The sequence below is a fragment of the Blastochloris tepida genome, from assembly GCF_003966715.1.
Taxonomy (GTDB): domain Bacteria; phylum Pseudomonadota; class Alphaproteobacteria; order Rhizobiales; family Xanthobacteraceae; genus Blastochloris; species Blastochloris tepida.
Map to the genome: position 1 here is coordinate 3762498 of NZ_AP018907.1, position 25184 is coordinate 3787681.

Sequence of the window (25184 nt, forward strand, 5' to 3'; positions counted from 1 at the left end):
ACGCATGAATTGACAGCGCAACGCACGGTAATGAAGGATGCCCGTGCTGGGCGGCGCGAGCTGCGGCGGCATGCCGGAAGAAGAGCCGGCCAAAGTCAATCAGGCGGATAACGTTACGGGAGCGGATTATGAAAGACGACGTCGTTATCGTCGGTGCAGCGCGCACGCCGGTCGGCAGCTTCAACGGCACGCTGTCGAGCCAGCCGGCCCATGTGCTCGGCAAGATCGCCATCACCGAGGCGCTCAAGCGCGCCAAGGTCGAGGGCGGCGAGGTCAGCGAGGTGATCCTGGGCCAGATCCTTGCCGCCGGGCAGGGCCAGAACCCGGCGCGCCAAGCTGCCATCGCCGCCGGCCTGCCGGTCGAGGTGCCGGCCTGGGGCATCAACCAGCTCTGCGGCTCGGGCCTGCGCTCGGTGGCGCTGGGCGCGGTGGCGATCGCCAATGGCGACGCCGACATCGTGGTGGCCGGCGGCCAGGAATCGATGAGCCAAGCCCCCCACGTCGCCTATCTGCGCTCCGGCGCCAAGATGGGCACGGTCGAGTTTCTCGACACCATGCTCAAGGACGGCCTGTGGGATGCCTTCCACGGCTACCACATGGGCAACACGGCGGAGAACGTCGCCAAGAAGTGGCAGATCACCCGCCAGGAGCAGGACGAGTTCGCGGTGGCCTCGCAGAACAAGGCCGAGGCGGCCCAGAAGTCCGGCCGCTTCAAGGACGAGATCGTGCCGGTGGTGATCGCCTCCAAGAAGGGCGACATCGTCGTCGACACCGACGAGTTCCCGCGCCACGGCACCACGCTGGAGGCGGTGCAGAAGCTGCGTCCCGCCTTCGAGAAGGAGGGCACGGTGACCGCCGGCAACGCGTCGGGCATCAATGACGGTGCGGCCGCCGTGGTGCTGATGCGCGCCAGCGAAGCCGCCAAGCGCGGCCTCACCCCGCTCGCCCGCATCGTGTCGTGGGCCCAGGCCGGCGTCGATCCGGCGGTGATGGGCTCAGGCCCCATCCCGGCCTCGCGCGCGGCGCTGAAGAAGGCCGGCTGGACGCCGGCCGACCTCGATCTGATCGAGGCCAACGAGGCGTTCGCGGCGCAGGCCTGCGCGGTCAACAAGGACCTCGGCTGGGATACGTCGAAGGTGAACGTCAATGGCGGCGCCATCGCGCTTGGCCATCCGATCGGCGCCTCCGGGGCCCGCATCCTGGTGTCGCTGCTGCACGAGATGCAAAAGCGCGACGCCAAGAAGGGCCTCGCCACGCTGTGCATCGGCGGCGGCATGGGCATCGCCATGTGCGTCGAGCGGGCTTGATCCTTCGTCGACTGCGACGGGACGCCACAGCGTCCCGTCGCGCGCTCCCGGCACAAAATGGTCAAGTTCGAGTTTTGCTCAAAGACGCCGGACAAGAACCTGCGCAAAACGTCCAATTTCAAAAGGGGAAACGACAATGGGGCATGTGGTTCTGGTCACCGGAGGAACGCGCGGTATCGGGGCTGCGGTGTGCCGCTCGCTGCAGGCCGCCGGGCACACGGTCGCGGCGAATTATGCGAGCAATGACGCCGCAGCGGCCAAGTTCAAGGAAGAAACCGGCATCCCGGTCTACAAGTGGGACATCTCGTCCTACGAGGCCTGCGCCGCCGGCATCAAGCAGGTCGAGGCCGATCTCGGCCCGATCGAGATCCTGGTCAACAATGCCGGCATCACCCGCGACGCCATGTTCCACCGCATGACGCTCGAACAGTGGACGGCGGTGATCAATACCAACCTGAATTCGCTGTTCAACATGTGCCGGCCGGTGATCGACGGCATGCGCGAGCGCAATTTCGGCCGCATCATCATCATCTCCTCGATGAACGGCCAGAAGGGCCAGATCGGCCAAGCCAATTATTCGGCGGCCAAGGCGGGCGAGCTCGGCTTCGTCAAGGCGCTGGCCCTGGAGAACGCCAAGAAGGGCATCACCGTCAACGCCATCTGCCCGGGCTATATCGGCACGGAGATGGTGCAGGCGGTTCCGAAGGACGTGCTGGAGAAGTCGATCCTGCCGCTGATCCCGGTCGGCCGGCTCGGCGAGCCCGACGAGATCGCCCGCGCCGTGCTGTTCCTGGTCGACGACAAGGAAGGCTACATCACCGGCGCCTCGATTGCGATCAACGGCGGCCAATACATGCCGTGATCTGTGAATTGCGCGGCCGCGGACGCCCTGGGACGGCTTTCCGGGCGCCTGCGGCTGCGTGCCCGTCACCGGCAGCCTTGACGCTTAGGCACCGTCCGGCGACACCGGGGCATCGGTCCGGTCTTCTCCCGCGGCCCGTTCCCCTGGCCCGTTTCCATGCCCGCACAGTCCGCCTCCACCCGCTCGGCCACGCTCGTCGGCCTCGCCGCCATCCTCCTGTGGTCGACGCTGGCGACGCTCACCGCCGCATCCGGCGGCGTGCCGCCGTTCCAGCTCGCGGCGATGACCTTCCTGCTCGGGTCGGCGGTCGGCGCGGTGCGCTGGCTCGCCCGGCCGCAGGGCGCGCGGGCGCTGATCCAGCCGCTCCCGGTCTGGCTACTCGGGGTCGGCGGGCTGTTTGGCTACCACGCGCTGTATTTCATCGCGCTGCGGCTTGCGCCGCCGGCCGAGGCCGGCCTCATCAACTATCTCTGGCCGCTGCTGATCGTGCTGTTCTCGGCGGCGCTGCCGGGCGAGCGGCTTCGCGCCTATCACGTCATCGGCGCCGTGCTCGGCTTTGCCGGCACGGTTCTGGTGGTCACCGGCGGGCGCGGCCTCGCCATCGACGACGCCTATCTGCCGGGCTATGCGGCGGCGTTCGTGGCCGCCTTTGTGTGGGCCACCTATTCGGTGCTGTCGCGCCGCCTGCCGGGCGTGCCGACCGACGCGGTGGCCGGCTTTTGCCTTGTCACCGCGCTCTTGTCGGCGCTGTTCCATCTGGCGCTGGAGGACACGGTGTGGCCCGCCTCGCCGGTCGAATGGGCGGCGGTCGTGGCCTTGGGCCTCGGGCCCGTGGGGCTCGCCTTCTATGTGTGGGACCACGGCGTCAAGCGCGGCGACATCCGGGTGCTGGGGGCGGTCTCCTACGCCGCGCCGGTGGCCTCGACCAGCCTGCTGGTCATCGCCGGCTATGCGTCGGCGAGTTGGACGTTGCTGTTCGCGGCGGTGCTGATCACCGCCGGGGCGGTGGTGGCGGCGCTGGATTTTTTCCGGAGATGATCACCCCTTGGGCGCCCAGCCCTTGGGGGCCAGCTCGAAGCCGGGGAACACGAAGGCCGGCGCCACGGTGCAGCCGACCAGGGTCCAGGCTCCGAGGCTCTCGGCCGCCTGCCACACGCCGGCCGGCACCACCGCCTGCGGCCGCTCGCCGGCTGCGAGATCGGGGCCGAGCACGCTGGTTCTGACTGGCCCGGCGTCGCTCTCCGCGGTCATCAGCGTCAGCGGCGCGCCGGCATAGAAGTGCCAGACCTCGGCGGCGTCGACCCGGTGCCAGTGCGAGCGTTCGCCTTCGGCGAGCAGGAAATAGATCGCCGTCGAGGCGCCGCGCCCGCCCGGAATGTCGCCAGCATCGCGGAAGGTCTCGCAATAGTGTCCGCCCTCGGGGTGGCGCTTGAGGCCGAGCAGGCGGATGACGTCGTGGGCCGACAGGCCGCGCAAGGCATTTTCGCTCATCAGAACCGGTCCTTTCGCCGCCGCAGCTCGGCGAACACCTCGACCGCCGGGGCGCCCGGCAGGCCGATGGCGGCGGCGAGTTGCGGCTGGTCGGCGCGCAGGAAAGGGTTGGTGGCCTTCTCGACGCCGATGGTGGTGGGAATGGTCGGCTTGCCGGCGGCAGCCTGCCGCTCGGCCTCGGCGGCGCGGGCCTGAAGCGCCGGATTGTCCGGCTCGACGGTCAGCGCGAACGCGGCATTGGCCAACGTGTATTCGTGGCCGCAATAGACCAGCGTGTCGTCGGGCAGCGCCCGCAGCTTCAGGAGCGAGGCCCACATCTGGGCCGGCGTGCCCTCGAACAGCCGGCCGCAGCCGAGCGAGAACAGCGTGTCGCCGACGAACACCGCCCCAGGATCCTTGAACCAGAAGGCGATGTGGCCGCCAGTGTGGCCGGGCGTCGCCATCACCAGGGCTTCGAGCGTGCCGACCGCGACGCGGTCGCCGTCGGCGACCAGCAGGGTGACGGGACCGATGCGGCCGGCGTCGGCGCGGGCCGCCACCACCCGGCAGCCGGTCTCGGCGGCGAGCTGACCGAGGCCGGCGATATGGTCGGCGTGGTGGTGGGTGATCAGGATGTCGGTGAGCCGCCAGCCCGCAGCGGCGAGTTCGGCGCGGATCGGCGCGGCGTCGGGCGCATCGACCGCGGCGGTGGCACCGGTCGCCGGGTCGTGAATCAGCACGCCGTAATTGTCGGTTCGGCAACGAAAAAGGCGGATGCTGGCGGGCATGGATGTGGCGGTCATGCTGTTTCCGGCCTATCTGCGGAAAGGCTACCATCAACCCGCCGCCGCCTGAAGCGGACAGGATCCGTCCCACCCATGGCGCTCGATGTCGTCGATCTGCGCAGTTTCTACGCCCAGCCGCTCGGCATGGTGGCGCGCCGCTTCGTGTCGCGGGCGATCCGGGCGCGCTGGGGCAACGTCACCGGCGACCGCATGGTTGGGCTGGGCTATCCCACGCCCTATCTCGGCGTGTTCCGCGACGAGGCCGAGCGCACGCTGGCCTTCATGCCGGCGCACCAGGGGGTGATGTACTGGCCGACGCGCGGGCCTTCGCTCGCGGCGCTGGTCGAGACCGGCGAACTGCCGCTGCCCGACGCCTCGATCGACCGGGTGCTGTGCGTGCACCTGATCGAGATGTCGGCCGACCCAGCCGAGGTGCTGCGAGAGGTGTGGCGGGCGCTCAGCGCCGGCGGGCGGCTCTTGGCAGTGGTGCCCAACCGCTCGGGCCTGTGGGCGCGCATCGATTCCACGCCGTTTGGCCAGGGCCGGCCCTATTCGAAATCGCAGATCATCCATCTGCTGCGGGAGACTTGGTTCACGCCGGTGGGCTGGTCGGAGGCGCTCTATCTGCCGCCGGTGCCGCGCGGCCTTCTCTTGCGCTCGGCGGTGGCGTGGGAGCGGGCCGGCGCCTCGCTGGGGCTGCCGTTCGCCGGGGTGCACATCGTCGAGGCGACCAAGCAGGTCTACCGGCCGGCGCCGGTGCGGCGGGCCCGGCTGATGCCGGCCCTGGAACCGGCGCTGGGGCCGGCCGCCGCCGGGGCGCGGGTCACCACCGGCGAAATGCGGTGCGATGCGGGCTGATTGGGCCGGAAGCCGTCTCGGTTTGCCACCGGAAACCCGACCCGCCGGTGATGAACGCGCCTCGCTGCCCGGAGCCGTTGGGGTGGGGTCGGCCCGGACAATTTCTGTTTAGAGCATTCTCCGCAAAAGTGGATACCGGTTTTGCGAAAGAGGATGCGATAAACCAAGAACTTAGAGCGTCCGCTTGATCCAATCAGATCGGCGGACGCTCTAAGCGTCGAGGCGGCTCGCCTGCGTGTGGCTCGGCGGGCCGTTGCGCGGGGGCGCGGCCTGTCCCGGGCGGTTGACGATGGCGCGCAGCCGGTAGAATCGCGTGACGCGCTGGGCGGTCTCGCGGCTGAGATGCATGTAGTTGATGCGGCAGTCCTCCAGCGTGCGCGGCGCGATCGGCCGGCCGCCGCTGCGCATCACCAGCAGCGCCTGCACGGTGGGCCAGGACATGGCGGCCGCCTTGCCGATGATCAGGGCCGGATCGCCGGCTTCGTTCATCATGGCCTGGCCGACCACGTCGGTGGACAGGCCGCTCAAGGCGGCGAGCCCGGCCACCGCCTCCTCGAACCGGCCTGCGCTGGCAAAGCCGCGCACGGTCTCCTCGTCGAGGCTGCCCTCGCGGGCGAGCGCCGACACCAGCCGTTCGGCAGCGGCATAGTTGCGCTGCGGCGTCGTCCGCCCGGCCACGTCCGGGACGATGGCGCCGATGGCGCGTCCGCGCGCCGGATCCTGGGCGGCGAGCTTCCTTCGCACCGGCTCGGAGGCCTGCCGCACCAGCCGCTGCAGGCTGGCGGGCGGCAGGTCGGCCCGCAGGCCCACCGTCTCGGCCAGCAGGTCGTCGTCGCCGGCACGGCTGACCAGCACATGGAAGCCGGCGTCCGAGAAGCGGGCGCCGTCATTGCCGGCCACCGTGCGCACCACCTGCTGGTCGCCGCGTGTCACCAGCACGTCTGTCACGCCCGGCCTGAGGAGGCGGCGCCGCGAGATGGCCATGAGATGGGCCTGGCTCAGCCGGGTGGCGCAGTCGCTGAGCGTGTGGTCGTCGAGGCGCTCGGAATATTGCAGTACCGGCGCGGCGACGCTGATCGAAGGGTCGCGGGCGAGATCGCCGACCAGCGCCAGCGGGGCGTTGGCGACCGGTGCCAGCGACCGCGCAAGCTCGGCGCGGGCGCGGCTCTCGATGCCCTCGGCAAGCCGCAGCAGAACCTGGTCGAACACCGCGACCTGGGCCTCGCCGGCCGCCCCGGCCCGCGCCAGGAACAGCTCGGTCACCCGGTCGAGCATGCCCAGGCGGCGCTCTCCCGACCCCGAGGCCAGCGCGGCTTCCAGATCCGAAATCAGCGATCGCACCGGTTCCTGCATTCGGGCCCCAATTCATCTCTCCGGCCGTGGCGCGCGATGCGGCCGATCCACTCCGGTCTTCCGAAGGGGTCAACCGGAACCCACATCAAGCGGTTGGGACGGAGTCTGACACGCAAGTGTTAATTTGTGCTGCAATGACTCTGCGGCCCGGCGTCAGCCGGGAAGGCGCCGGCCCCCGGGCGGTGTTGAACCTGCAATCGGGCGGCGTATGATCCCGCTTGGGCGACCAATCACAAGTCGCGGAGGGCGATCCCATGGCGAATCTGCCGACCAGACGGCCGACCGGTGTCAGCGCAGGATTCCGGCTCGGCGTTCTCGCCGCGTGCGCGGGGCTGGCGCTGTCCGGCCTGCCGGCCTCGGCCCAGAAGGGCATGGGCGATGCGACCGGCGTGGCGCGGCAGGCCGGCAAGCCGGCGGTCCAGTCCTTCTCCGGGACGGTGGAGAATATTGAGATCGCCCCGTGCAAGCGCACCACCGGGCGGTTCGTCGAGGGCGTGCATGTGAAGGTCCAGATGCCGGACCGGATCGTCGATGTGCATCTCGGCCCCTCGGCGGCGCTCGAGGACCTGCTCGATCAGATCACCACCACCAATCCGGTCAGCTTCGAGGGGTTCCGCACCGATCAGATGCCCGAGAACACCTATGTGGCCAAGACCTTCACGCTGGCCGGCACCACCTATGAGCTGCGGGACGATGCGTTGCGGCCGAGGTGGGCGATCGGCGGCCGGCGCGGCGGCGCGCCCAGCCTCGATGTCGGCCCCGGCTGGCAGGGCGGAAAGGGCGCCTGCTACTGGTGATGTGGCGTCCGGCCGGGTCGGCCGGGACCCGTCTCACTCCCCCCCGCCATAGGGGCGGGGGATGGGAACCGGCTTGCTCTCCGCCGCCGCGTGACGTCCGAAGTCGGGGGCGGCGGTCTCCTGGCCGCTCTCGATGATCGAGCGGCGGATGGCGCGGGTGCGGCTGAACAGATCGAACAGCTTGTCGCCCTCGCCCCAGCGGATGGCCCGCTGCAGATAGGCCAGATCCTCGGTGAAGCGGCCGAGCACCTCCAGCACCGCGTCGCGATTGGCCAGGAACACGTCGCGCCACATCGTCGGGTCGGAGGCGGCGATGCGGGTGAAATCGCGGAAGCCGCCGGCCGAGAACTTGATCACCTCGCCCTCGGTCACCGTCTGCAGGTCGTCGGCGGTGCCGACGATGTTGTAGGCGATCAAATGCGGCAGGTGGCTGGTGATGGCCAGAACGAGGTCATGATGCTCGGGCGTCATGATCTCGACCTTGGAGCCGAGACGCTCCCAGAACGCCCTCACCTTGGCCACGGCGGCCTCGTCGGCATCCTGGGGCGGGGTGAGGATGCACCAGCGGTTCTGGAACAGGGTCGCGAAGCCGGCGTCGGGTCCGGACTGCTCGGTGCCGGCCACCGGGTGGGCGGGCACGAAATGGACGTGCGCCGGCAGATGCGGCGCCATCGCCCGCACCACCGCGCCCTTGACCGAGCCGACGTCGGAGACGACGGCGGCGGTGCCGAGCGCCGGGGCGATCTCGGCCGCGACCTCCCCTTGCACCCCCACCGGCACGCAGACGATGACGAGGTCCGCGCCGACCACGGCCTCGGCCGCGCTGGTGGCGACGACGTCGGCGAAGCCGAGCTCGCGCACCCGTGCCCGCACCGTCTCGGACGCGTCGGTGACGACGACGGCCTTCGCCGCATGGGTGGCGCGGGCCGCCCGCGCCAGCGACGAGCCGATCAGGCCCGCGCCGATCAGCGCGACGCGCTCGAAAACCGGTGCATCTTCAGGCACCGAGGAACTCCGCCAGGGCGGCCACCACCAGCCGGTTGGCTTCCTCGTCGCCGACGGTCAGGCGCAGCGCGCCGGGCAGGCCGTAGGCGCCCACCCCGCGCAGCACCAGGCCGCGGGCGGTGAGGAAGGCGTCGGCGTCCTTGGCGGTCCGGCCGGGCTCGGACGGGAAGTGGACGAGCAGGAAGTTGCCGACGCTCGGCGTCACGTCGAGCCCGAGGCTGGCGATCTCGGCCGTGAGCCAGGGCAGCCAGCGGTCATTGTGGGCCACGGCGGCCGCGACGTGATCGGTGTCGGCGAGTGCCGCGACGCCCGCGGCAATGGCCGGCGAGCCGACATTGAACGGCCCGCGGATGCGGTTCAGCGCATCGACGACGTGGCTCGGGCCGTACATCCAGCCGATGCGTAGGCCGGCGAGGCCGTAGATCTTGGAGAAGGTGCGGCACATCACGACATTCTCGCTGGTCGCCACCAGTTCGATGCCGGTCTCGTAGTCGTTGCGCCGGACATATTCGGCATAGGCCGCATCCAGCACCAGCAGCACATGGCCGGGCAGGCTGCGCTGCAGCCGCTTCACCTCGTCGAACGGCAGATAGGTGCCGGTCGGGTTGTTGGGGTTGGCGAGGAAGACGATCTTGGTACGCGGCGTCACCTTGGACAGGATGGCGTCGACGTCGGCGGTGTAGTTGGTCTCCGGCGCCACCACCGGCACGCCGCCGGCGGCCAGGATCGCCAGCCGGTAGACCAGAAAGCCGTAGGTGCAGAAGATGCCCTCGTCGCCCGGCCCGATATAGGCGCGCGCCAAGAGGTTCAGGATCTCGTCGGAGCCGGCGCCGCAGACGATGTGGTCCGGATCGAGGCCGAAGGTGGCGCCGACCGCCTCGCGCAGCGCGGTGGAGGCGCCGTCCGGGTAGAATTCGAGCTTGTCGGCCAGCGCCGCATAGGCGGCGACCGCCTTGGGGCTCGGGCCGAGCGGCGTCTCGTTGGACGACAGCTTGAACACCTTGGCGGCACCGGGCGCGGAGCTCTTGCCCGGCACGTAGGGGGAGATTGCGAGCACGCCGGGACAGGGCAACGGGCGGACGGGCGCGTTCATGGCGCAAGAACTCCGAAATTGATGCGGGATCCGCGGGATCACGTCGTGATCCGCGGTTCCGAACTCGCCGAAAATCCTTTGCTGAAAAGGGGATTTTCGGCGACCGGAATACGGTTCTCCGGCCCTGCAGGCTGGAAACCGTATGACTGGAACCTCAGCGGCCCGCCGGCTCCGGCGCGGCCCCTTCGGAAGCCACGGTATAGCGGCTGGCGTGGCCGCCGACGAGGGCCGTATTGCGGACCGAGGCGCCCGCCTGCCGCATGGCGGCGAGCACCTCCTCCTCCGTCCGCCCCGGCGGCAGCGACACCAGCAGCGCTGCGCCGTCGAGTGCCGCATCCGGCGCCGCCACGGTGTCGGCCAGCGGCGACAGCGCCGCCGCCACCTGCGGCCCCCAGCCGGCAACCCGCACGCTGAGGGTGCGGACCTCGTTCGCCACCGCGTCGGGCGCCGGGCGCGCCACCACGAAGGTGGGCAGGCCGGCCGGATGGTCGGCGCGCTCGACGAACGGCAGGCGGGCGATGATCTTCGGCGCGCCCTCGGCCTCCAGCGCCCGCCACCACGCGCCGTTGCCGCCGAGACCCGCCGCCGGCACCAGCGCGAGGTCGCCCTTGGAGGCTGCAACCGCCGCCACCGCGCCGGCCGCCCCCATATGGGGCACGAACGGCACGGTGAAGCCGAAATGGAAGCGCACCACGTCGCGCATCACCGCCTCGCCGGCGGAGAAGTCGGCGTGCACGGTGTAGGGCGCCTGCACCCAGGTGAAGGTGGCGATGATCACCCGCCAGATGCTCTCCACCGTGTCGAGCGGCAGCCGGCCGTGGTGGCGTGCGACGAGCCGCCGCATCATGTCGGCCTCGCGGGCCGGGCGGAAGGCCGAGCCGCTCTCGTCGGTCTTCTTCACGGCGACCAGCCGGTCGATGATCTCGCCGCGCGCCATCAGCAGCCGGTGCATCTCGGCATCGAGGCGGTCGATCTCGGCCCGGAGCTGGGCCAGCGCGGGGGAGGGCGGCGGGGGCTTGGTCATGACGATGTGATAGGCCGGCGCGCGCCGGATGCAAAGCGGCCCCGCCTGCGGTGGAGGCCGCTTGTCCGGCCGTTTCGTTCGTTGTACCGAACGAAACGGCGCTTGACGAGAACGGAACGGTTCCACAAAGCTGTCAGGACCAGTATGACCAAGCACGAGAAAGCAAAGGCGTTCGACTTGGCGCGGCGTGAGGCCGACGAGCCGTCGTCGCCTGTCGTGCGGTTCGGCGCCGAGGCGCCGCTCAAGCTCGTCTCCGGCGCGGTGCTGGCGCCCTGGCAGTGCGCCTACCAGACCTACGGCACGCTGAACGCTGACCGCTCCAACGCCATCCTGATCTGCCACGCTTTGACCGGCGACCAGCATGTCGCCAATTCCCACCCGGTCACCGGCAAGCCGGGCTGGTGGCAGACCATGGTCGGCCCGGGCCGCCCGCTCGACACCGACCGCTTCTTCATCATCTGCGCCAATGTGCTGGGCGGCTGCATGGGCACCACCGGCCCGTCCTCGACCAACCCGGCCACCGGCAAGCCGTGGGGGCTCGATCTGCCGGTGGTGACCATCCACGACATGGTCGATGCCCAGGCGCGGCTGATCGACCATCTCGGCATCGACACGCTGTTCGCGGTGGCCGGCGGCTCGATGGGCGGCATGCAGGTGCTGCAGTGGGCGTCGAGCTACCCGGAGCGGGTGTTCGCGGCGCTGCCGATCGCCGCGGCCGCCCGCCACTCGGCCCAGAACATCGCCTTCGGCGAGGTCGGCCGGCAGGCGGTGATGGCCGATCCGGAATGGCGCGGCGGCCACTATCTGGAGGCCGGCACCCGCCCCGAGAAGGGCCTCGCGGTCGCCCGCATGGGCGCCCACATCACCTATCTGTCGGAAGCGGCGCTGCACTCGAAGTTCGGCCGCCGATTCCAGAACCGCAGCGCGCCCGGCTTCCATTTCGACGCCGACTTCCAGGTGGAGAGCTATCTGCGCCACCAGGGCCTGAGCTTCGTCGAGCGCTTCGACGCCAACTCCTATCTCTATGTGACGCGGGCGATGGACTATTTCGACCTCGCCGCCGACCATGGCGGAGTGCTGGCGCGCGCCTTCCGGGGCTCGAAGACGCGGTTCTGCGTCATCTCCTTCACCTCCGACTGGCTGTTCCCGACCTCCGAATCGCGCCAGATCGTCAAGGCGCTGAATGCGGCGGCAGCCTCGGTATCGTTCGTCGAGATCGAGACCGACAAGGGCCACGACGCCTTCCTGCTCGACGTGCCCGAGCTCACCACCACGGTGCGCGGCTTCCTCGACGCCGCCGCCAAGGCGCGCGGCCTGAAGGTGGCGTCATGACCTCGCTGGACAGACCTGCCGCGGACATCGCCACGGCGGCGCCGGCCAAGCCGTCGAACGGCACCCATGGCGCGCGCGTCGACCTCCTCACGGTGGCCGGCATGATCGCGCCGGGCGCGCGGGTGCTCGACGTCGGCTGCGGCGACGGCGCGCTGCTGCGCCTCCTGGCCGAGACCCGCGGCGCCGATGCCCGCGGCATCGAGATCTCGCGCGAGGGGGTGGCGGCCTCGATGGCCAAGGGGCTGGCGGTGATCCAGGGTGACGCCGACACCGACCTTGCCGACTATCCCGACGACGCCTTCGATTATGTGGTGCTGTCGCAGACGCTGCAGGCGATGCGCCGGCCGCGCTGGGTGATCGAGCAGATGCTGCGCATCGGCCGGCGCGGCATCGTGTCGTTCCCCAATTTCGGCCACTGGCGCATCCGCGCCCACCTTCTGCTGCGCGGCCAGATGCCGGTGACCGAGAACCTGCCGGACAGCTGGTACGACACGCCCAATATTCATTTCTGCACCATCCGCGACTTCGTCGAACTGGTGCACGAGCTCGATGCCGAGATGGAGAAGGCGGTGGCGCTCGACCGCTACGGCCGGCCGGTGCGGGTGGACGTGCCGTGGTGGTTCTGGAACCTGTTCGGCGAGCAGGGGGTGTTCCTGCTGCACCGGCGGGGGTGACACGAAATCCGGCCTGAAGGCCAGATTCCGCATCACCGCCCCCGTCACCGCACGGCTGCGCCCGGCGGTGGGTATTCGAGTGTGTTGCGCAGTTCGCGGATGCGGTCGGGGTGGAAGCGCGGCACCTGCAGCTCGCCGGCCTCCTGCCACTGCTTGACCGAGTCGCGCGCCGCCGTGGCCTTCTCGCCGTCGCGGACGGAATCGCGCGCGACATAGACGGTCTGCGACGGGAAGGCGAAGCCGCTGCCGCTCTTCGCGACGATCTCCATGCAGCGCAGCAGCAGATCCTCCTGCACTTCGAGATAGTCGTCCATATTGACGGCATAGACGTAGGCGAAGATCTCGATGTCGAGCGAGCTCGCGCCGAGCCGGATGAACCGCACCCGCGCCGGGTCGGGATCGACCCGCGGATGGGCATAGAGCATGGCGCGCAGCTCCTGCAGCAGGAAGCGCATCTGCTCGGGATCGGTGTCGTAGCGGACGCTGAGGGTGGGGTGGAACCAGAAGCGGTCGCGGCGTGAGAAGTTCTCGATGTGCAGCGCCGAGAACTCGCCGTTCGGCACGGTGAGCACGGTGCGGTCGAGGGTGCGGATGCGGGTGGAGCGCATGCCGATGTCCTCCACCGTGCCGAGCGCGGTGCCGAAGCGGCAGAAGTCGCCCACCCGCACCGGCTGGTCGAGGATGAGGGTCAGGCTGCCGATCAGGTTCTCGAAGAACTTCTGGGCGCCCAGCGCGATGGCCAGACCGCCGATGCCGAGCGCGGCCAGGGCGGTGGTGAAGTCGATGCCGAACACGTGCAGCAGCGCCGCCACCAGGGCGAGCGCGACGAGGCCCTGGAACACGCGCCGCAGGAAGCTGACGATGGCATAGGCGGACAGCTGGCCGCGCCGCGACATGCGGCCGAGCGCCACCTCGCCCGCCGCGCCCGACAGGCGCCACATCAGCCAGGCGAGGCCGAACCAGCTCGTGAGCTGCGCCCCGAATTCCGCGTAGTAGCGGATGACGACGGTGACCTCGATCCAGCGCAGGGCGACGACGAACAGCACCGCCGTGAGCAGCAGGCGGGCAGGTGCGGCGGCAGCCTCCATGAACCGGGTCACCGTCGTCTCGCCGTGGGCGCGCTTGATCAGCCGCACGATGAGGCGCACCAGCAGGATCACCAGCCACGCCGCCACATAGGCCAGCCCGGCGATGACCAGCAGCATCCCCCAGTGCACAACCGGGGCGCCGCCGACCACCGGGCCGGCCGGGACGTAATTGGTGAGCGCGGCGAACGACAGGCTGTCGGGATTCGTCCGCGCCAGAGCGGGGATGGCGGAGAGCGTCTTGGCCGAGATGACCCAGACCATGACGCCGTCGCTCTCGACCCGCTCGGCCAGAAGCTCGACCTTGCCGTCCTCGGTCTGGATCGTGCCGATGCGCTCCAGCCCTTCGCCCAGCCCGTCGTCGATACGGCCGTTCGGATCGGTGCTGAGCTCGGCCGGGGTGGTCAGCCGGCCGTTGCGGTCGAGAACCTGCTGGAACGTCTTGGCCAGCGCTGCCCTTGAGGCGGCCGTGCCGGCGTTGCCGGCAATCTTCTTGGTGGTGAAGAAGCGGGCGGCGCGGTCATAGTCGCCGGCGGCAAACGCACTGATCAGGCCGGTCACCAACCCTTGCGGCGTCTCGCGGCCGAGGGCGTCCTTGGCGGGGGCCTGTGCCGGGGCGGTCTGGGGGGCGGGGCTCGGCGCGGTCTGCGCCACCGCCACCGACACGCTCAAGGTCAAGAAGATCGCCAGCAGGAATCTGATGAATGCCGGGCGTTTGGTGCGTCTCCGCTGAACAGGGGCGGGCGCGGCAGGCAAATACATGCAGAACGGGTTCCGTGGGGCGCGTTTCATCGTGTCGCGAATGGAAATCGCCATCTTGATCCTTTGCGGCTGTTCGGCTCAACGATCGGAACGGACCGGTCCTGGTCGGCCAATCGGCGCCGCCGGTCAAGTCTTGGACGCAGAAGATGACAAGTCTCGGGCGCAGGAGATGATCCGAAGGGCCGAGTCCGCAGGGCGAGCGGACGCCGCCTTGCCGGCCACTCGCGCTCTGCAGTAAAGCGCCGGTCCGATCAGCCGGATCCCGCGTCAGAACACCGGCGGCAGGGCGCCGACCGGCATCGGGCCGATGCGGATCAGCCCCTCGCGCAGATTGACCGGCAGCACCATCGCCGGGCGGCCGTCGATGTCGCCCTTCTGGCTCAGCGCCGCCAGGGTCGGCACCATCGTCATCATCTCGCGCGGCATCAGGCGGCGCTCGATCAGGTCGCCGAGCATCTGGTCGATCCCGTGCACCAGAACCTTCAGCGCGCCATTGACCCGGCCGCGGGTGTCCAGCGCCAGCGTGCCCGAGGTCTCGCTCGCCGCGCCGGGGCTGAGAACGCGCAGCCGCGCAATCTCGGCGCGCCCGCCGGCTCCGGCCCAGCTCCGCAGCCGCTCGGCCTGGGTGGCGCCGTGCACCCGGTCGAGTCCGGAGACGGTCAGCTCGGCATCGAGGTCGATGGCGCCATGGATGCCGGGCAGTTGCAGCGGCCCTTCGAGGCGCGACACCGCGGTGGTGATCTCGACCGGGTGGCCGCCGTCGCCGTCCTGGGCCTTGCGGCGCATCACCAGCTCGGCGTGCGGGCTGCGATAGGGCTCGGCGGCGCTGGCGAGGCGGATGGCGATGTTCTGGGCCGAGGCGGTCAGACCGTGGCGGCCGCTCCAATCATAGAGGGCCTCGGCGGTGGCGGCCGAAAACGCGACCTCGGCGATCTCGCGCCCGCCTGGGCCTGGCTCGGCGACGCGCAGCGGGCCGGTGATGTCGATGCGCACACGGCGCGGCTGCCAGACCACGGCGTGCGCCGTCAGCCGGGCCGCGGTGACCTCCAGAAGCTGGCCGCGGCTCTGGGCGAACAGCGGCCGGGCGCAGGTCATCTCGATGCGGAACGGGAAGCCGGCGAGGGTGCGCTCGGCGCAGGCGATCTGCCGCCCGGCGCGGGCCTCGCGCGCCAGGGCGCGGTCGATCTCGGCCTCGACGCGGTCGCGCGCCGTGAACCACAGTGCCGACCAGCCGGCCAGGGCCAGCACCAGCAGCACGATGAGAGCGGCAAGAAGCTTGAAACGGCGGGAGGACGGCATCGGCAATCGCGGATCTGGGGCTGAGCGGGCTCGGTTCCCGGTCTGCGGCACTTCTTTTCCGCAAATCCGGTTCCAACATTCACCGAAAATGCTCTAGTCGGGAATCATGGCGAAAGCACCGGTTTACGACGCTGCTGTCAACGCATGTGCAGCGGACCCCAGCAATGCCGATCCGGCACCGCAGATCGACGTCTCGGGCCATTGGGTGTTCGGCTACGGCTCGCTGATGTGGCGGCCGGACTTTGCCTTCGTCGAGCGCCATCCGGCGCGCCTGATCGGCGCCCACCGCGCGCTCTGCCTCTATTCGCACGTCCATCGCGGCACGCCGGAGCGGCCGGGTCTGGTGCTCGGGCTCGATCTCGGCGGCCAGTGCCGCGGCGTCGCCTACCGCGTCGAGGACGGCGTCTGGCCGCAGACGCTGGCCTATCTGCGCGAGCGCGAGCAGACCACCAAGGCCTATCGCGAGGTGCACCGGCGGGTGCGGCTCGCCAGCCACCCGGCGCGCGAGGTGCTGGCGCTGGTCTATGTCATCGACCGCGCCCATCCGCAGTATGCCGGCAATCTGACGCGCGAGGAGCAGCTCCACCTCGTCCGCCAGGGCCACGGCCGCTCCGGCCCCAATCGCGACTATGTGCTGGCGACGGTGGCCGAGCTGGAGCGGCTCGGCATCCGCGACGACGGGCTGTCCTGGCTGGCCGAGCGGCTGTGGAGCAGCGCCGACAAGGCGTGAGCCGACAGGCGCTTTCCTTTCCGCGCCCCGCACCGACGGAGGAGAAAAACCCGGACGGTCAGCTTGCGGTCGTCTCCGCCACCGGCTGCGGGCCGATGGCGCCCGCCCGCCCCTCCGCCACCAGGGCGGTACTGGCGCGCTCGATCCCCTCCTGCAGGCGGGCCATGAACTCCGCCCGCGGCAGGCCGGGCGGGATCGGCGGCAGGAACTCGACGATGATGGTGCCGGGATAGCGGCGGAAGGTGCGCCGCGGCCACACCAGCCCGGAATTCAGCGCCACCGGCACGCACGGCACGCCGAGCTGACCGTAGAGCAGCCCGATGCCGGGCTTGTAGTCGGGAGCCGCGTCGACCGGCCGGCGGGTGCCCTCGGGAAAGATGATGATCTGCCGGCCCAGCGCCATGGCGCCGCGGGCATCCTCGGCGAGACGGCGCAGCGCCGCGCCGCCGCCCGAGCGGTCGACCGGGATCATGCCGGCGCGCCGGCAGTACCAGCCATAGAAGGGGATCCGCATCAGCTCGCGCTTCATCACGAACACCGGGTCGGTCAGGAACAGCAGCAGGCCGAAGGTTTCCCAGGCCGACTGGTGCTTGGCGGCGACCAGCAGCGGGCCGGGCGGAATGTTCTCCAGGCCGCGACACTCGATGCGCACGCCGACGACGGTGCGCAGCAGGAAATCCACGGTACGCGCCCAGCTCTGGGTGGCCCGGATCACCGCCTGCCGCGACATCGCCAGCGTCGGCATGAAGAGCACGGCATGGACCAGAACGCTGAGATAGAACAAGAAGTTGAAGGCGAGCGAGCGCAGCAGCAGCACGGGCGGGTTCCTTTGCCGGTTTGTCGGCCGGTCCTCTGGGCGGGGTTGTCGGAGCCTTCAGCGGGACTGGGCGGTCGCCAGCGCGGCGGCGTGCGCCGGCGGGTCGAGCCGGAGGCGGACATGGGCCATGAGAAACTTGACATATTCCAGCGCCACCAGCCGGGCGGTGCGCGGGCTCGTCCACCACGGCTCGGCGCGGAGCTGGTCGGAGATTACCGGGAAGGGGATCAGCGCGACGTCCGGCATGGCGCCGCCGAGCTCCACCAGCGCGCGCGGCATGTGGTAGGCCGAGGTGACGACGATCAGCGAGCGGAAGCCGTGCCGGCGGGCCCACACTCCGGTTTCGATGGCGTTGCCGTTGGTGTTGAGGGCGCGGCGGTCGATATCGACGCAGCAGGCGAACAGCGTCGCGTTCTGCGGGGCGAGCCGGGCCAGCTCCTCGGCCCGCGTCGAGCGGTTGACGCCGGTGATCAAGAGCCGCTGGCCGAGGCCGCGCCCCAGCAGCACCAGCCCGTCCTCGATGCGCGAGGCGCCGCCGGTCGGCACGACGATGGCGTCCGCCTTCTCGCTCAGCGGCCGCTCCTCCATGTCGATCCCGGCGGCGAACCAGAAGAACCCGCCGATGCCGGCGCACAGGCCGACGAGCGTCGCCAACCCCACCAGCTCCAGCGCCAGCCGGAACAGGTGGAACCGGCGCCGCGGCGGTATCGCCGGCTCTCGGTTCTGCCCTATGGTCATGCCCCTCTCCGGGGCGAATCATAAGCGCGCGGCATCGGCCTGTGAATCGGGTTTGCGCGGCGCCCCGGCCCGACTCAATCGAACGAGTGCAGCGTTGCGCGCACCGTGGCGCGGGTGGTCAGCGCGGTGACGGCCGCCACCACCAGCACCAGGGCGGCGATCAGGACATAGCTCTGGCGCGGCAGCGACATGCTGCCGAGCAGCGCCGCCGCGCCGCCCGCCCCGTCGGCGAGCCCGCTGCCGGCGATCAGGCTGACCGTCAGGAACAGCACGGTGGCGAGCAGGCCGCCGATCGCCGCGCCCTTCAGCCCCAGAAGCAGGAAGTGGCGCTGGAACTGGCTGGCGATGAACGAATCGCGGGCGCCGACCAGATGCAGCACCTCGACGATGTTGCGGTTGATCGACACCGCGCCGCGGGTGGCGAAAGCCACGCACAGCGCGGTAGCGGCCAGCACCAGCGCGGTGACGCCGATGCCGACGGCCACCACCGTGTCGGCCATCGTCACCAGATAGGCCGACCAGGTGCGGTGATCGTCGAGGCTGGCGTTCGGCACCTTCTCGGCCAGTTGCCGGCGCAGCGCCGCCGAATCGAGACCCGTCCCGCCGACGTGCAGGCCGATCAGCCGCGGCACCGGCAGGCCGGTGAGGTCGAGCCCCGAGCCCAGCCATGGCTCGAGCAGGCGTTCGGATTCCGCCTGGGCGTAGACGCGCACGCCGTCGACGCCGCGCGTGGCGCGGGCGACCTCGCTGGCGCGGCGCACGTCGTCATTGACGTCGCGCCCGTCCACCGGGCGGATCTGGATGGTCATCTCCCGCGCTACCTCGGCGCGCCAATCGGCGGCGGCGACATGCACCAGCCCCACCGCGCCGATGGCCAAGGCGGCGAGAAAGGTCATGATCGCCACCACCGCCACCAGCGCGTTGCCGGAGATGCTGCCCGACGGGATGATCGGACCGGGCGGCCGGATCGTGCTCGCGGGGTCCATCGCGTCGGGATCGGCGGACATCGGCTTCATCGTGGCCATGCTCAATCGTAGACGTGCAGCCGACCGCCGGCGAGCACGAAGCGGGTGGCGTCGAACTGGTCCATCAGGGCCAGATCGTGGGTGGCGATCACCACCGAGGTGCCGGACTTGTGCAATTCGGCGAACAGCTTGAGCAGGCGGCGGGCGAGGGTGGGATCGACATTGCCGGTCGGCTCGTCGGCGAGCAGCAGGTCGGGGCGGGCGATCAGCGCACGGGCGATGGCGGCGCGCTGCTTCTCGCCGCCCGACAGCGTCTGCGGCAGCGCCGAGGCGCGCTCGCCGAGCCCCACCCAGCGCAGAAGCTCGGTCACCTCGATGCGGTAGCTCGCCTCCTCCCGTCCCATCACCCGCAGCGGCAGCGCCACGTTCTCGTAGGTGGTCAGGTGGTCGAGCAGGCGGAAATCCTGGAACACGATGCCGATGCGGCGGCGGATCGCCGCCACCTCGTCGGGCGCCAGCCCCGTCACCTCGCGCCCGAACACCGACACCAGCCCGCGCGTCGGCTTGAGCGACAGGAACAGCAGCCGCAGCAGCGAGGTCTTGCCCGCCCCCGACGGGCCGGTGAGGAACTGGAACGAATGCGGCTCGATCGAAAAGGTGAGGTCGCGCAGAACCTCCGGCCCCATGCCGTAGCGCAGACCGACATTCTCGAAACGGATCACGCGCACCCCCCGGACCGGCTCAACGGATTCTTGAACGCCGCCATGTCATAACGCTGCCATGACATGATCGCCGCTGGAACTCCGCCACATCTCCGCCACGCAATTGCGGCGGCAGGCGGGCCGTGGCCCGCCCGCGGCGGTTCGAACCGTTCTGCCCGCGGTGGCCGAAAATTCGAAACGAGGTTTCCAATCCGTTAAGGGTCGCCGGGGCACAGTGGCGGCGAAACCCCTGGGTCGGCCATGCTGCTCGTCTGTCCTTCCTGCACCTCCGCCTTTCGCATTCCGCCGGCCGCGATCACGGCCGCGGGGCGGACGGTGCGCTGCTCGCACTGCCAGCACGTCTGGACGGCGATGCCGGCCGACCTCGTGCCCGAGCCCGACCTCGAAACCGCCGAGGCGGCGGGGCGGGCCGCGGGCAGGAACACACTTCCGACGGCCGCGGCCTCGGCCGCCGACGCTTCGGATGCCGACTCCCAGACGGCCGAATCCCGGGCCACCGAAGGCTGGGCCACCGAAGGCTGGGGCAATGAGCCCGAGGCCGACCCGCGTTTCCAGATCGACGGCGACGACATCATCGCCGTCGACCGGCCGCTCGATGCCGAGGAGGCGATGATCGACGCGGCCGATGCGCCGCCGCTGGCGCCGCAGGACGCGCTGCCGGCCGGCGATGCCTTCGGGGACGAGCCCAGGTCGCCGACGGGCGACGGGCCGGATGCGGACGATGCCGATGGCGTCGACGAAACCCGCTCACCGGCCGGGCGCGCGCTGGAGACCGCGTCCCTCGACGCCATCCGGCTCGACGGGCGCCCCTCGGATGGCGGCTCCAACGATGGCGAGGCGACCGCCCCACGGCTGCGCCGGCCCTCCGCACCGGCCAAGCCGGGCGTGCTGTCGCGTCTGCTGGGTGTCGCGGCGACGGCGCTGCTGGTGGCGGTCGCCGTGCTGTTCATCTGGCGCAGCGACCTCGTACGGCTGGCGCCGAGCCTCGCCGGCTTCTATCGGCTCTTCGGGATCGAGGTGAACCTGCGCGGGCTGCAGCTTCACGAGGTGCGGGCGATGCGCACCGCCGTGGACGGCGTGCCGGTGCTGTCGATCGAGGGCTTCGTGTTCAATCCCGGCCCCAAGGCGGCCGAGGTGCCCAAGCTGCGCATGGCGATTCTCGGCGCGGGCGGGCGCGAACTCTATGTCTGGACGGCGGAGCCGCCGCAGCCCATGCTGAAGGCCGGCGAGAGCTTCGCGCTGCGCAGCCGTCTCGCCGCCCCGCCGCAGGATGGCCAGGAGGTCGTGGTGCGTTTCCTGCGCAAGCGGGATCTGGCCAACTCCAAGCCCTGAGAGCTCATGTCGCCTTCGGACCACCCCCCCGCCGACACCCCTGACCCGAACCCGGCCGTGGTGCCGCCGCTTCCTTCCGTGCGCGTCCTCTACGACGCCGAGACCATCGCCGCCCGCAACCGCGCGCTCGCCCATGAGATCGCCGCCATCAAGCCCCAGCGGCTCCTGGTGGTGTGCGTGCTCAAGGGCAGCTTCGTGTTCGCCGCCGATCTGATCCGGGCGCTGCACGCCGCGGGCGTCGCGCCCGAGGTCGAGTTCATGATCCTGTCGAGCTACCGCACCTCGACCGTCTCATCGGGACGGGTGCAGATCCTGCGCGACGTCGAGAGCGAGGTGCGCGGCCGCGACGTGCTGCTGATCGACGACATCCTCGAATCCGGCCGCACGCTGGCCTTCGCCAAGGATCTCCTGGCCGCGCGCGGCGCCGCCCGGGTGCTCACCTGCGTGCTGCTGGAGAAGCCGGGCAAGCGCGCCGTCAAGATCGACGCCGACTTCCTCGGCTTCCGCTGCGAGGACCTGTTCGTGGTCGGCTACGGCATGGATATCGCCCACGCCTTCCGCCAGTTGCCGTTCGTCGGCGTGGTCGAGCACGATGAGGCCGATGCCGGGTGATTGCCGTTCCGGATTTCCTGCGGAACCTCGGAGCCGGTCTTGCCGAAAATCATCATTTTGAAAGGGAATTTTCGGCGAAATGGATGCGAAAAACCGGCGTGATGCGGTTTCCGGTTGATCCCTTCGGGATACCGGAAGCGGTCTCGCCGAAAACCCCTTGTTACACAACGGGTTTTTCGGCGAACGGAATACGGTTGTCCGGCTTGATCAGCCGGACAACCGTATGACCGGCTGGGTTCCGTGGGGGACGGAGTGAAGCGATGGCGCGTATCCTGATTGCCGAAGACGATTCCGAGGTTCGCGCCCTGGTGGTGCGGGCGCTCGCCGCCCAGGGGCACGAGATCACCGCCGCCGAGGACGGGGGTGCCGCGCTCGACATTCTGAGCCGCGAGGACGGCCATTTCGACCTGCTCCTGTCGGACATCCAGATGCCGGTGATGGACGGCATCGCGCTCGCTCTGGCGGCGGCGCGCGACTATCCCGGCCTGCCGATCCTGCTGATGACCGGCTATGCCGACCAGCGCGAGCGCGCCCACGGCCTCGATGCCATCGTGCGCGAAGTGCTCTCCAAGCCCTTCACGCTGCCCGAGCTGCGGGCGGCGGTGGCAGCGGTGCTGACGCCGACGGGATAAACGGCTCCGGTCGCGTCATCCCGGCCGAGCGTGCGCGAGAGCCGGGATCGTTCTCCGGAATTGGTTCCCCTTCCGGCCAACGGTCCCGGTTCGCGCAGCTTCGCTGCTTGCCCGGGACGACGACCTCTCCATCCTTTGTCATCCCGGACGGCGCGAAGCGCCGAGCCGGGATCGTCCTCCGGACGAGGGTCTCCCTTCCTGGAAACGGTCCCGGGTCGCGCGGCTTTCAGCCGCTTGCCCGGGACGACAGCCTGGGCCTCGCCGTCCTCTGAGCGTCCGCCAATCCGGTTTCACCGGGCGGACGCTCCAAGTTCTTGGTTTATCGCATTCTCTTTCGCAAAACCGGTGCCCACTTTTGCGGAGAATGCTCTAGAACTCCCGAAGCAGGCGCTCCAGATAGTCGAGCTCAAGGCGCGGACGCTCGGCCTCGCCGAGCCGGCGGCGCAGCTCCTCCAGCACCCGGCGGGCGCGCTGGGCGTCGATGGCGTCGGGGATGCGGTCCTGGCTGGTGGTGTCGAGGTCGCGGTTGCCGGCGCGCGGCCGTCCGAGCGGGTCGGTGTCATTTTCGCTGGCGGGGCCGCTGCGGCTGCCCATACGGCCCTGGCCTTCGCCCTGGCGGTTCTGCGCCAGACTCTGGGCGCCGCGGCGCAGATTCTCCAGCGCCTTGCCCTGCGAATCGACCGCGCCGTCGGCATTGCCGCCGCCGAGCCGGCGCTCGGCATCGCGCATCGCCTCGCGGGCGCGGCCGAACGCCTGGCCTTCCGGTCCCTCGGCGCTTTCGCTCTCGCCGGCCTCGCCGGTGCCCTGCTCGCGGCGCGAGCGCTGGAGCTGGTCGAGCAGATTGTCGAGCTTCTGGCGCAGCGCCTCCTGGTCGTGCTGCAGATCGTCCAGCCGGTCGCTGCGCTCGGGGTCGGCCTCGCCGCGGCGCTGGCGCTCGCGCTGCTCGCGGCCCTCGCGCCAGGTGCGGTCGCGCAGCTGCTGCTGGTTGCGGATCATGTCGCCCAGCTCGTCCAGCGCGTCGCGGTTGCCGTCCTGGCCTTCGGCCATGTCGCCGGAGCGGCGGCGGTCGATGCTGTCGAGCATCGCCTGCAGCTCCTCCAGCATGCGCCGGGCGGCATCGCGGGAGCCGGAGCGGGCGAGGTTCTCCAGCCGGTCGATCATGTTCTGCAGGTCCTGCGGGCGCAGGATGCGGGCGTTGCGGTCGGGCGTCGCCCTCTGGGCGTCCTGGCCCTGGTTGCGCCGCATGTCCTCGGCCAGCTCGCGCAGGAAGCGGTCGAGCGTCTGGCGCAGGGCGTCGGTGAGCTGCTTCAGCTCCTCGTCGGTGGCGCCGCGCTCCAGCGCCTCACGCAGGGCGTCCTCGGCGGCGCGCAGCTCGCGCTCGACGTCGGCGAGGTCGCCGTCCTCGACCTGGACCGCGATCTCCCACAGATAATCGGCCACGCCGCGCAGATCGTCGTCGTCGCGGGCATTGGCGAGCCGCCAGAAGGCGCTGCGCAGGCCGAGATAGAGGCTGGGGTCGGGCGTGAAGCGCTCGGGCGCGATCGCCAGGGCGTCGAGCGCGCGCTCGACCTGCGGCCGGCGGTTGGCGTCGAGCGCCAGGATGCGGCGCTGCTCGACCAGCGCCCGCGCCACCGGGTTTGCGAAGCTGCGCTGCGGCAGCACCAGCTCGGCCGGCTCGCTGCGGCCCTCATTGCCGGCGTCGTCGCGGGCGTGCAGCGTCAGCGTCACCTTGGCCCCGGCGAAGGGCAGGTCGGTGAGGTCCTTCACCGTCTCGCCGGTGCCGGCGCGGGTGCGGGCCTGCGGCAGCGCGAGCGGCAGGACCGGCAGCGCATAGAGCGGGCGGCCGGCCTGGACCTCGTCGCCGAGCCGCAGGCGGGCCTCGGCCGAGATCACGCCGTAATCGTCCTCCAACCGGTAGGCGAGCGACAGCGCCCCGCGCCCCACCGCATTGGGCGGGCGCGTCAGGCTGACGGCGGGCGGGCGGTCGGGCACGGCGGCGAACGACCATTTCAGGTCGGCCTCGCCGACATCGTGCAGCGACAACTCTCCGCCGCCGGTGATGGCGAAGCGCCGCTCGATGGTGCCGGCGGGTGGGGCGGGGGCGTCGCCCTGGCCGGAGAGGTCCTCCAGCCCGCCCTGGGTGCGCAGCGCCAGGGTGCCGAGGCCGGTCGCCCGCACCGTCACCACGCTGCCGGCCGGCACCTCGATCGGGCCGGAGCCGCGGGCCTCGCTCACCGGCTCGCCGGAGCGCACGCCTGACAGCAAGAGCGGCGGCCGGCCGGTGTAAGCGGGGGGCGTCACCCAGGCGTCGATGCGGTAGGGCGGCGCCGAGGCCGCGCCGCTCCAGTCGAACGCCGTCAGGATGCGGCGGCCGCGGTCGCCCTCGGCCATGAACCAGGTTGCGACCACCAGCAGCAGCACGAGCGCGCGCAGCGCCCACGGGTCGCGCTCCACCATGCGCGGGCTCGGCAGGCCGGCATCGAGCGTGCCGCTCTGTGCCAGCATGCGTTCGCGGTGCGCTTCCCACAGCGCCCGCGACATCGGGTCGTCGCGCCGGGTGGCGAGGCGGTCGTCGAGCGCGCTCACCGGCCGGTGCGGCTGTCCGGACACCGCGTCGAGCCGCCGCAGCGCCGCCGCGCGGTTGGGCCGGCGCAGCCGCAGCAGCGGCGCCCCGGCATAGGCGGCGAGCACGATGAAGCCGAACAGCACGAGCGGCCGGGCGAACGGCGGCATCACCGACCACAGATCGGCCCAGGAGGCGGCCAGGAACAGGCCGATCGCCGCGGCGAGGCGCACCAGCGGCGGCCAGACCTGCTCCCACAGCAGCACGCGGCGGGCATGATCCAGCGCCGTCGCCAGCGACAGGCTGGCGGGGGCCTCCGGCGGGCGGGGGTCAGGCGGTTCGTTCCGTAGGGTGTCGGTCACGCAAG

Annotated in this window: 25 protein-coding genes; 12 read left to right on the top strand and 13 right to left on the bottom strand. The window is 70.7% G+C overall.

What is annotated here, in order from left to right; all coding sequences use genetic code 11:
- Positions 1-128: 128 nt before the first annotated feature.
- The 3 genes from BLTE_RS17050 to yddG all read left to right on the top strand — a co-directional run bounded on the left by BLTE_RS17050 (position 129) and on the right by yddG (position 3207).
- The gene (locus BLTE_RS17050) at positions 129-1307 is read left to right on the top strand and encodes an acetyl-CoA C-acetyltransferase (protein ID WP_126401810.1); all 1179 of its coding nucleotides are present in this window, start codon (positions 129-131) and stop codon (positions 1305-1307) included.
- Positions 1308-1443: 136 nt separating this feature from the next.
- Positions 1444-2169 carry an acetoacetyl-CoA reductase gene (gene phbB, locus BLTE_RS17055; protein WP_126401811.1) on the top strand — a complete coding sequence of 242 codons (726 nt, stop codon included), beginning with the start codon at positions 1444-1446 and terminating at the stop codon, positions 2167-2169.
- A 156-nt stretch (positions 2170-2325) separates the two neighbouring features.
- A complete protein-coding gene (yddG, locus tag BLTE_RS17060; RefSeq protein ID WP_126401812.1) occupies positions 2326-3207 on the top strand; it encodes an aromatic amino acid exporter YddG in 882 nt (293 codons plus the stop codon).
- Here the strand turns inward: yddG and BLTE_RS17065 are convergent, their stop codons facing one another.
- Entirely contained in the window at positions 3208-3660 is a 453-nt protein-coding gene (locus BLTE_RS17065) for a cupin domain-containing protein (protein ID WP_244600037.1), read from the bottom strand. It abuts the gene before it with no gap.
- Positions 3660-4427 carry a hydroxyacylglutathione hydrolase gene (gloB, locus tag BLTE_RS17070; RefSeq protein WP_126402279.1) on the bottom strand — a complete coding sequence of 256 codons (768 nt, stop codon included), beginning with the start codon at positions 4425-4427 and terminating at the stop codon, positions 3660-3662. The genes BLTE_RS17065 and gloB overlap by 1 nt, the downstream gene beginning before the upstream one ends.
- A 90-nt stretch (positions 4428-4517) precedes the next feature.
- On the opposite strand from gloB, the gene BLTE_RS17075 reads away from it, so the two are divergent.
- A complete protein-coding gene (locus BLTE_RS17075) occupies positions 4518-5282 on the top strand; it encodes a class I SAM-dependent methyltransferase (protein WP_126401813.1) in 765 nt (254 codons plus the stop codon).
- 210 nt (positions 5283-5492) lie between these two features.
- Here the strand turns inward: BLTE_RS17075 and BLTE_RS17080 are convergent, their stop codons facing one another.
- A complete protein-coding gene (locus BLTE_RS17080; protein ID WP_160140654.1) occupies positions 5493-6623 on the bottom strand; it encodes a DUF2336 domain-containing protein in 1131 nt (376 codons plus the stop codon).
- A gap of 266 nt (positions 6624-6889) precedes the next feature.
- Here BLTE_RS17080 and BLTE_RS17085 point away from each other — a divergent pair, with 266 nt between their 5' ends.
- The gene (locus tag BLTE_RS17085) at positions 6890-7432 is read left to right on the top strand and encodes a MamS/MamX family magnetosome protein (RefSeq protein WP_244600038.1); all 543 of its coding nucleotides are present in this window, start codon (positions 6890-6892) and stop codon (positions 7430-7432) included.
- 33 nt (positions 7433-7465) lie between these two features.
- On the opposite strand, the gene BLTE_RS17090 is transcribed toward BLTE_RS17085, so the two are convergent.
- From BLTE_RS17090 to BLTE_RS17100, 3 genes are all read right to left on the bottom strand, one after another.
- Entirely contained in the window at positions 7466-8437 is a 972-nt protein-coding gene (locus BLTE_RS17090; protein ID WP_126401815.1) for a prephenate/arogenate dehydrogenase family protein, read from the bottom strand.
- Complete coding sequence (gene hisC / locus BLTE_RS17095) at positions 8430-9530, bottom strand: histidinol-phosphate transaminase (protein ID WP_126401816.1); 1101 nt, start codon at positions 9528-9530, stop codon at positions 8430-8432. The genes BLTE_RS17090 and hisC overlap by 8 nt, the downstream gene beginning before the upstream one ends.
- A gap of 154 nt (positions 9531-9684) precedes the next feature.
- Entirely contained in the window at positions 9685-10554 is an 870-nt protein-coding gene (locus BLTE_RS17100) for a chorismate mutase (RefSeq protein ID WP_126401817.1), read from the bottom strand.
- Between the two features lie 144 nt (positions 10555-10698).
- On the opposite strand from BLTE_RS17100, the gene metX reads away from it, so the two are divergent.
- Complete coding sequence (metX, locus tag BLTE_RS17105; protein ID WP_126401818.1) at positions 10699-11886, top strand: homoserine O-acetyltransferase MetX; 1188 nt, start codon at positions 10699-10701, stop codon at positions 11884-11886.
- Entirely contained in the window at positions 11883-12560 is a 678-nt protein-coding gene (metW, locus tag BLTE_RS17110; protein WP_126401819.1) for a methionine biosynthesis protein MetW, read from the top strand. Before metX ends, metW begins: the two co-directional genes overlap by 4 nt.
- Positions 12561-12604: 44 nt before the next feature.
- On the opposite strand, the gene BLTE_RS17115 is transcribed toward metW, so the two are convergent.
- Complete coding sequence (locus BLTE_RS17115; protein WP_160140655.1) at positions 12605-14323, bottom strand: mechanosensitive ion channel family protein; 1719 nt, start codon at positions 14321-14323, stop codon at positions 12605-12607.
- 351 nt (positions 14324-14674) lie between these two features.
- Positions 14675-15706 (bottom strand): DUF2125 domain-containing protein, encoded by a 1032-nt coding sequence (locus BLTE_RS17120; protein WP_126401821.1) that lies wholly within the window; start codon positions 15704-15706, stop codon positions 14675-14677.
- 106 nt (positions 15707-15812) lie between these two features.
- Here BLTE_RS17120 and BLTE_RS17125 point away from each other — a divergent pair, with 106 nt between their 5' ends.
- The gene (locus BLTE_RS17125) at positions 15813-16436 is read left to right on the top strand and encodes a gamma-glutamylcyclotransferase (RefSeq protein ID WP_126401822.1); all 624 of its coding nucleotides are present in this window, start codon (positions 15813-15815) and stop codon (positions 16434-16436) included.
- Between the two features lie 58 nt (positions 16437-16494).
- On the opposite strand, the gene BLTE_RS17130 is transcribed toward BLTE_RS17125, so the two are convergent.
- The 4 genes from BLTE_RS17130 to ftsE form a co-directional block, all read right to left on the bottom strand.
- Positions 16495-17253 carry a lysophospholipid acyltransferase family protein gene (locus tag BLTE_RS17130; protein WP_244600039.1) on the bottom strand — a complete coding sequence of 253 codons (759 nt, stop codon included), beginning with the start codon at positions 17251-17253 and terminating at the stop codon, positions 16495-16497.
- A 57-nt stretch (positions 17254-17310) separates the two neighbouring features.
- Positions 17311-17991 carry a YdcF family protein gene (locus tag BLTE_RS17135; RefSeq protein ID WP_126401823.1) on the bottom strand — a complete coding sequence of 227 codons (681 nt, stop codon included), beginning with the start codon at positions 17989-17991 and terminating at the stop codon, positions 17311-17313.
- Between the two features lie 74 nt (positions 17992-18065).
- The gene (locus tag BLTE_RS17140) at positions 18066-19016 is read right to left on the bottom strand and encodes a cell division protein FtsX (RefSeq protein ID WP_244600040.1); all 951 of its coding nucleotides are present in this window, start codon (positions 19014-19016) and stop codon (positions 18066-18068) included.
- A 2-nt stretch (positions 19017-19018) separates the two neighbouring features.
- Positions 19019-19678, bottom strand: a complete 660-nt coding sequence (gene ftsE, locus BLTE_RS17145; protein ID WP_126401824.1) for a cell division ATP-binding protein FtsE — start codon at positions 19676-19678, stop codon at positions 19019-19021.
- Positions 19679-19918: 240 nt separating this feature from the next.
- Between ftsE and BLTE_RS17150 the strand changes: the two genes are divergently transcribed.
- From BLTE_RS17150 to BLTE_RS17165, 4 genes are read left to right on the top strand one after another with little or no spacing between them, the layout of a single operon-like run.
- Positions 19919-21010: a zinc-ribbon domain-containing protein gene (locus BLTE_RS17150; RefSeq protein WP_126401825.1), complete on the top strand. Its 1092-nt coding sequence runs from the start codon at positions 19919-19921 to the stop codon at positions 21008-21010.
- Between the two features lie 6 nt (positions 21011-21016).
- Positions 21017-21622, top strand: coding sequence for a hypoxanthine phosphoribosyltransferase (gene hpt / locus BLTE_RS17155; RefSeq protein WP_126401826.1), 606 nt, complete (start codon positions 21017-21019; stop codon positions 21620-21622).
- Positions 21619-21849 carry a hypothetical protein gene (locus BLTE_RS17160; protein ID WP_126401827.1) on the top strand — a complete coding sequence of 77 codons (231 nt, stop codon included), beginning with the start codon at positions 21619-21621 and terminating at the stop codon, positions 21847-21849. The genes hpt and BLTE_RS17160 overlap by 4 nt, the downstream gene beginning before the upstream one ends.
- Before the next feature lie 33 nt (positions 21850-21882).
- Positions 21883-22254 carry a response regulator gene (locus tag BLTE_RS17165; RefSeq protein ID WP_126401828.1) on the top strand — a complete coding sequence of 124 codons (372 nt, stop codon included), beginning with the start codon at positions 21883-21885 and terminating at the stop codon, positions 22252-22254.
- A gap of 369 nt (positions 22255-22623) precedes the next feature.
- On the opposite strand, the gene BLTE_RS17170 is transcribed toward BLTE_RS17165, so the two are convergent.
- Positions 22624-25179 carry a TIGR02302 family protein gene (locus BLTE_RS17170; protein ID WP_244600041.1) on the bottom strand — a complete coding sequence of 852 codons (2556 nt, stop codon included), beginning with the start codon at positions 25177-25179 and terminating at the stop codon, positions 22624-22626.
- Positions 25180-25184 lie beyond the last annotated feature (5 nt).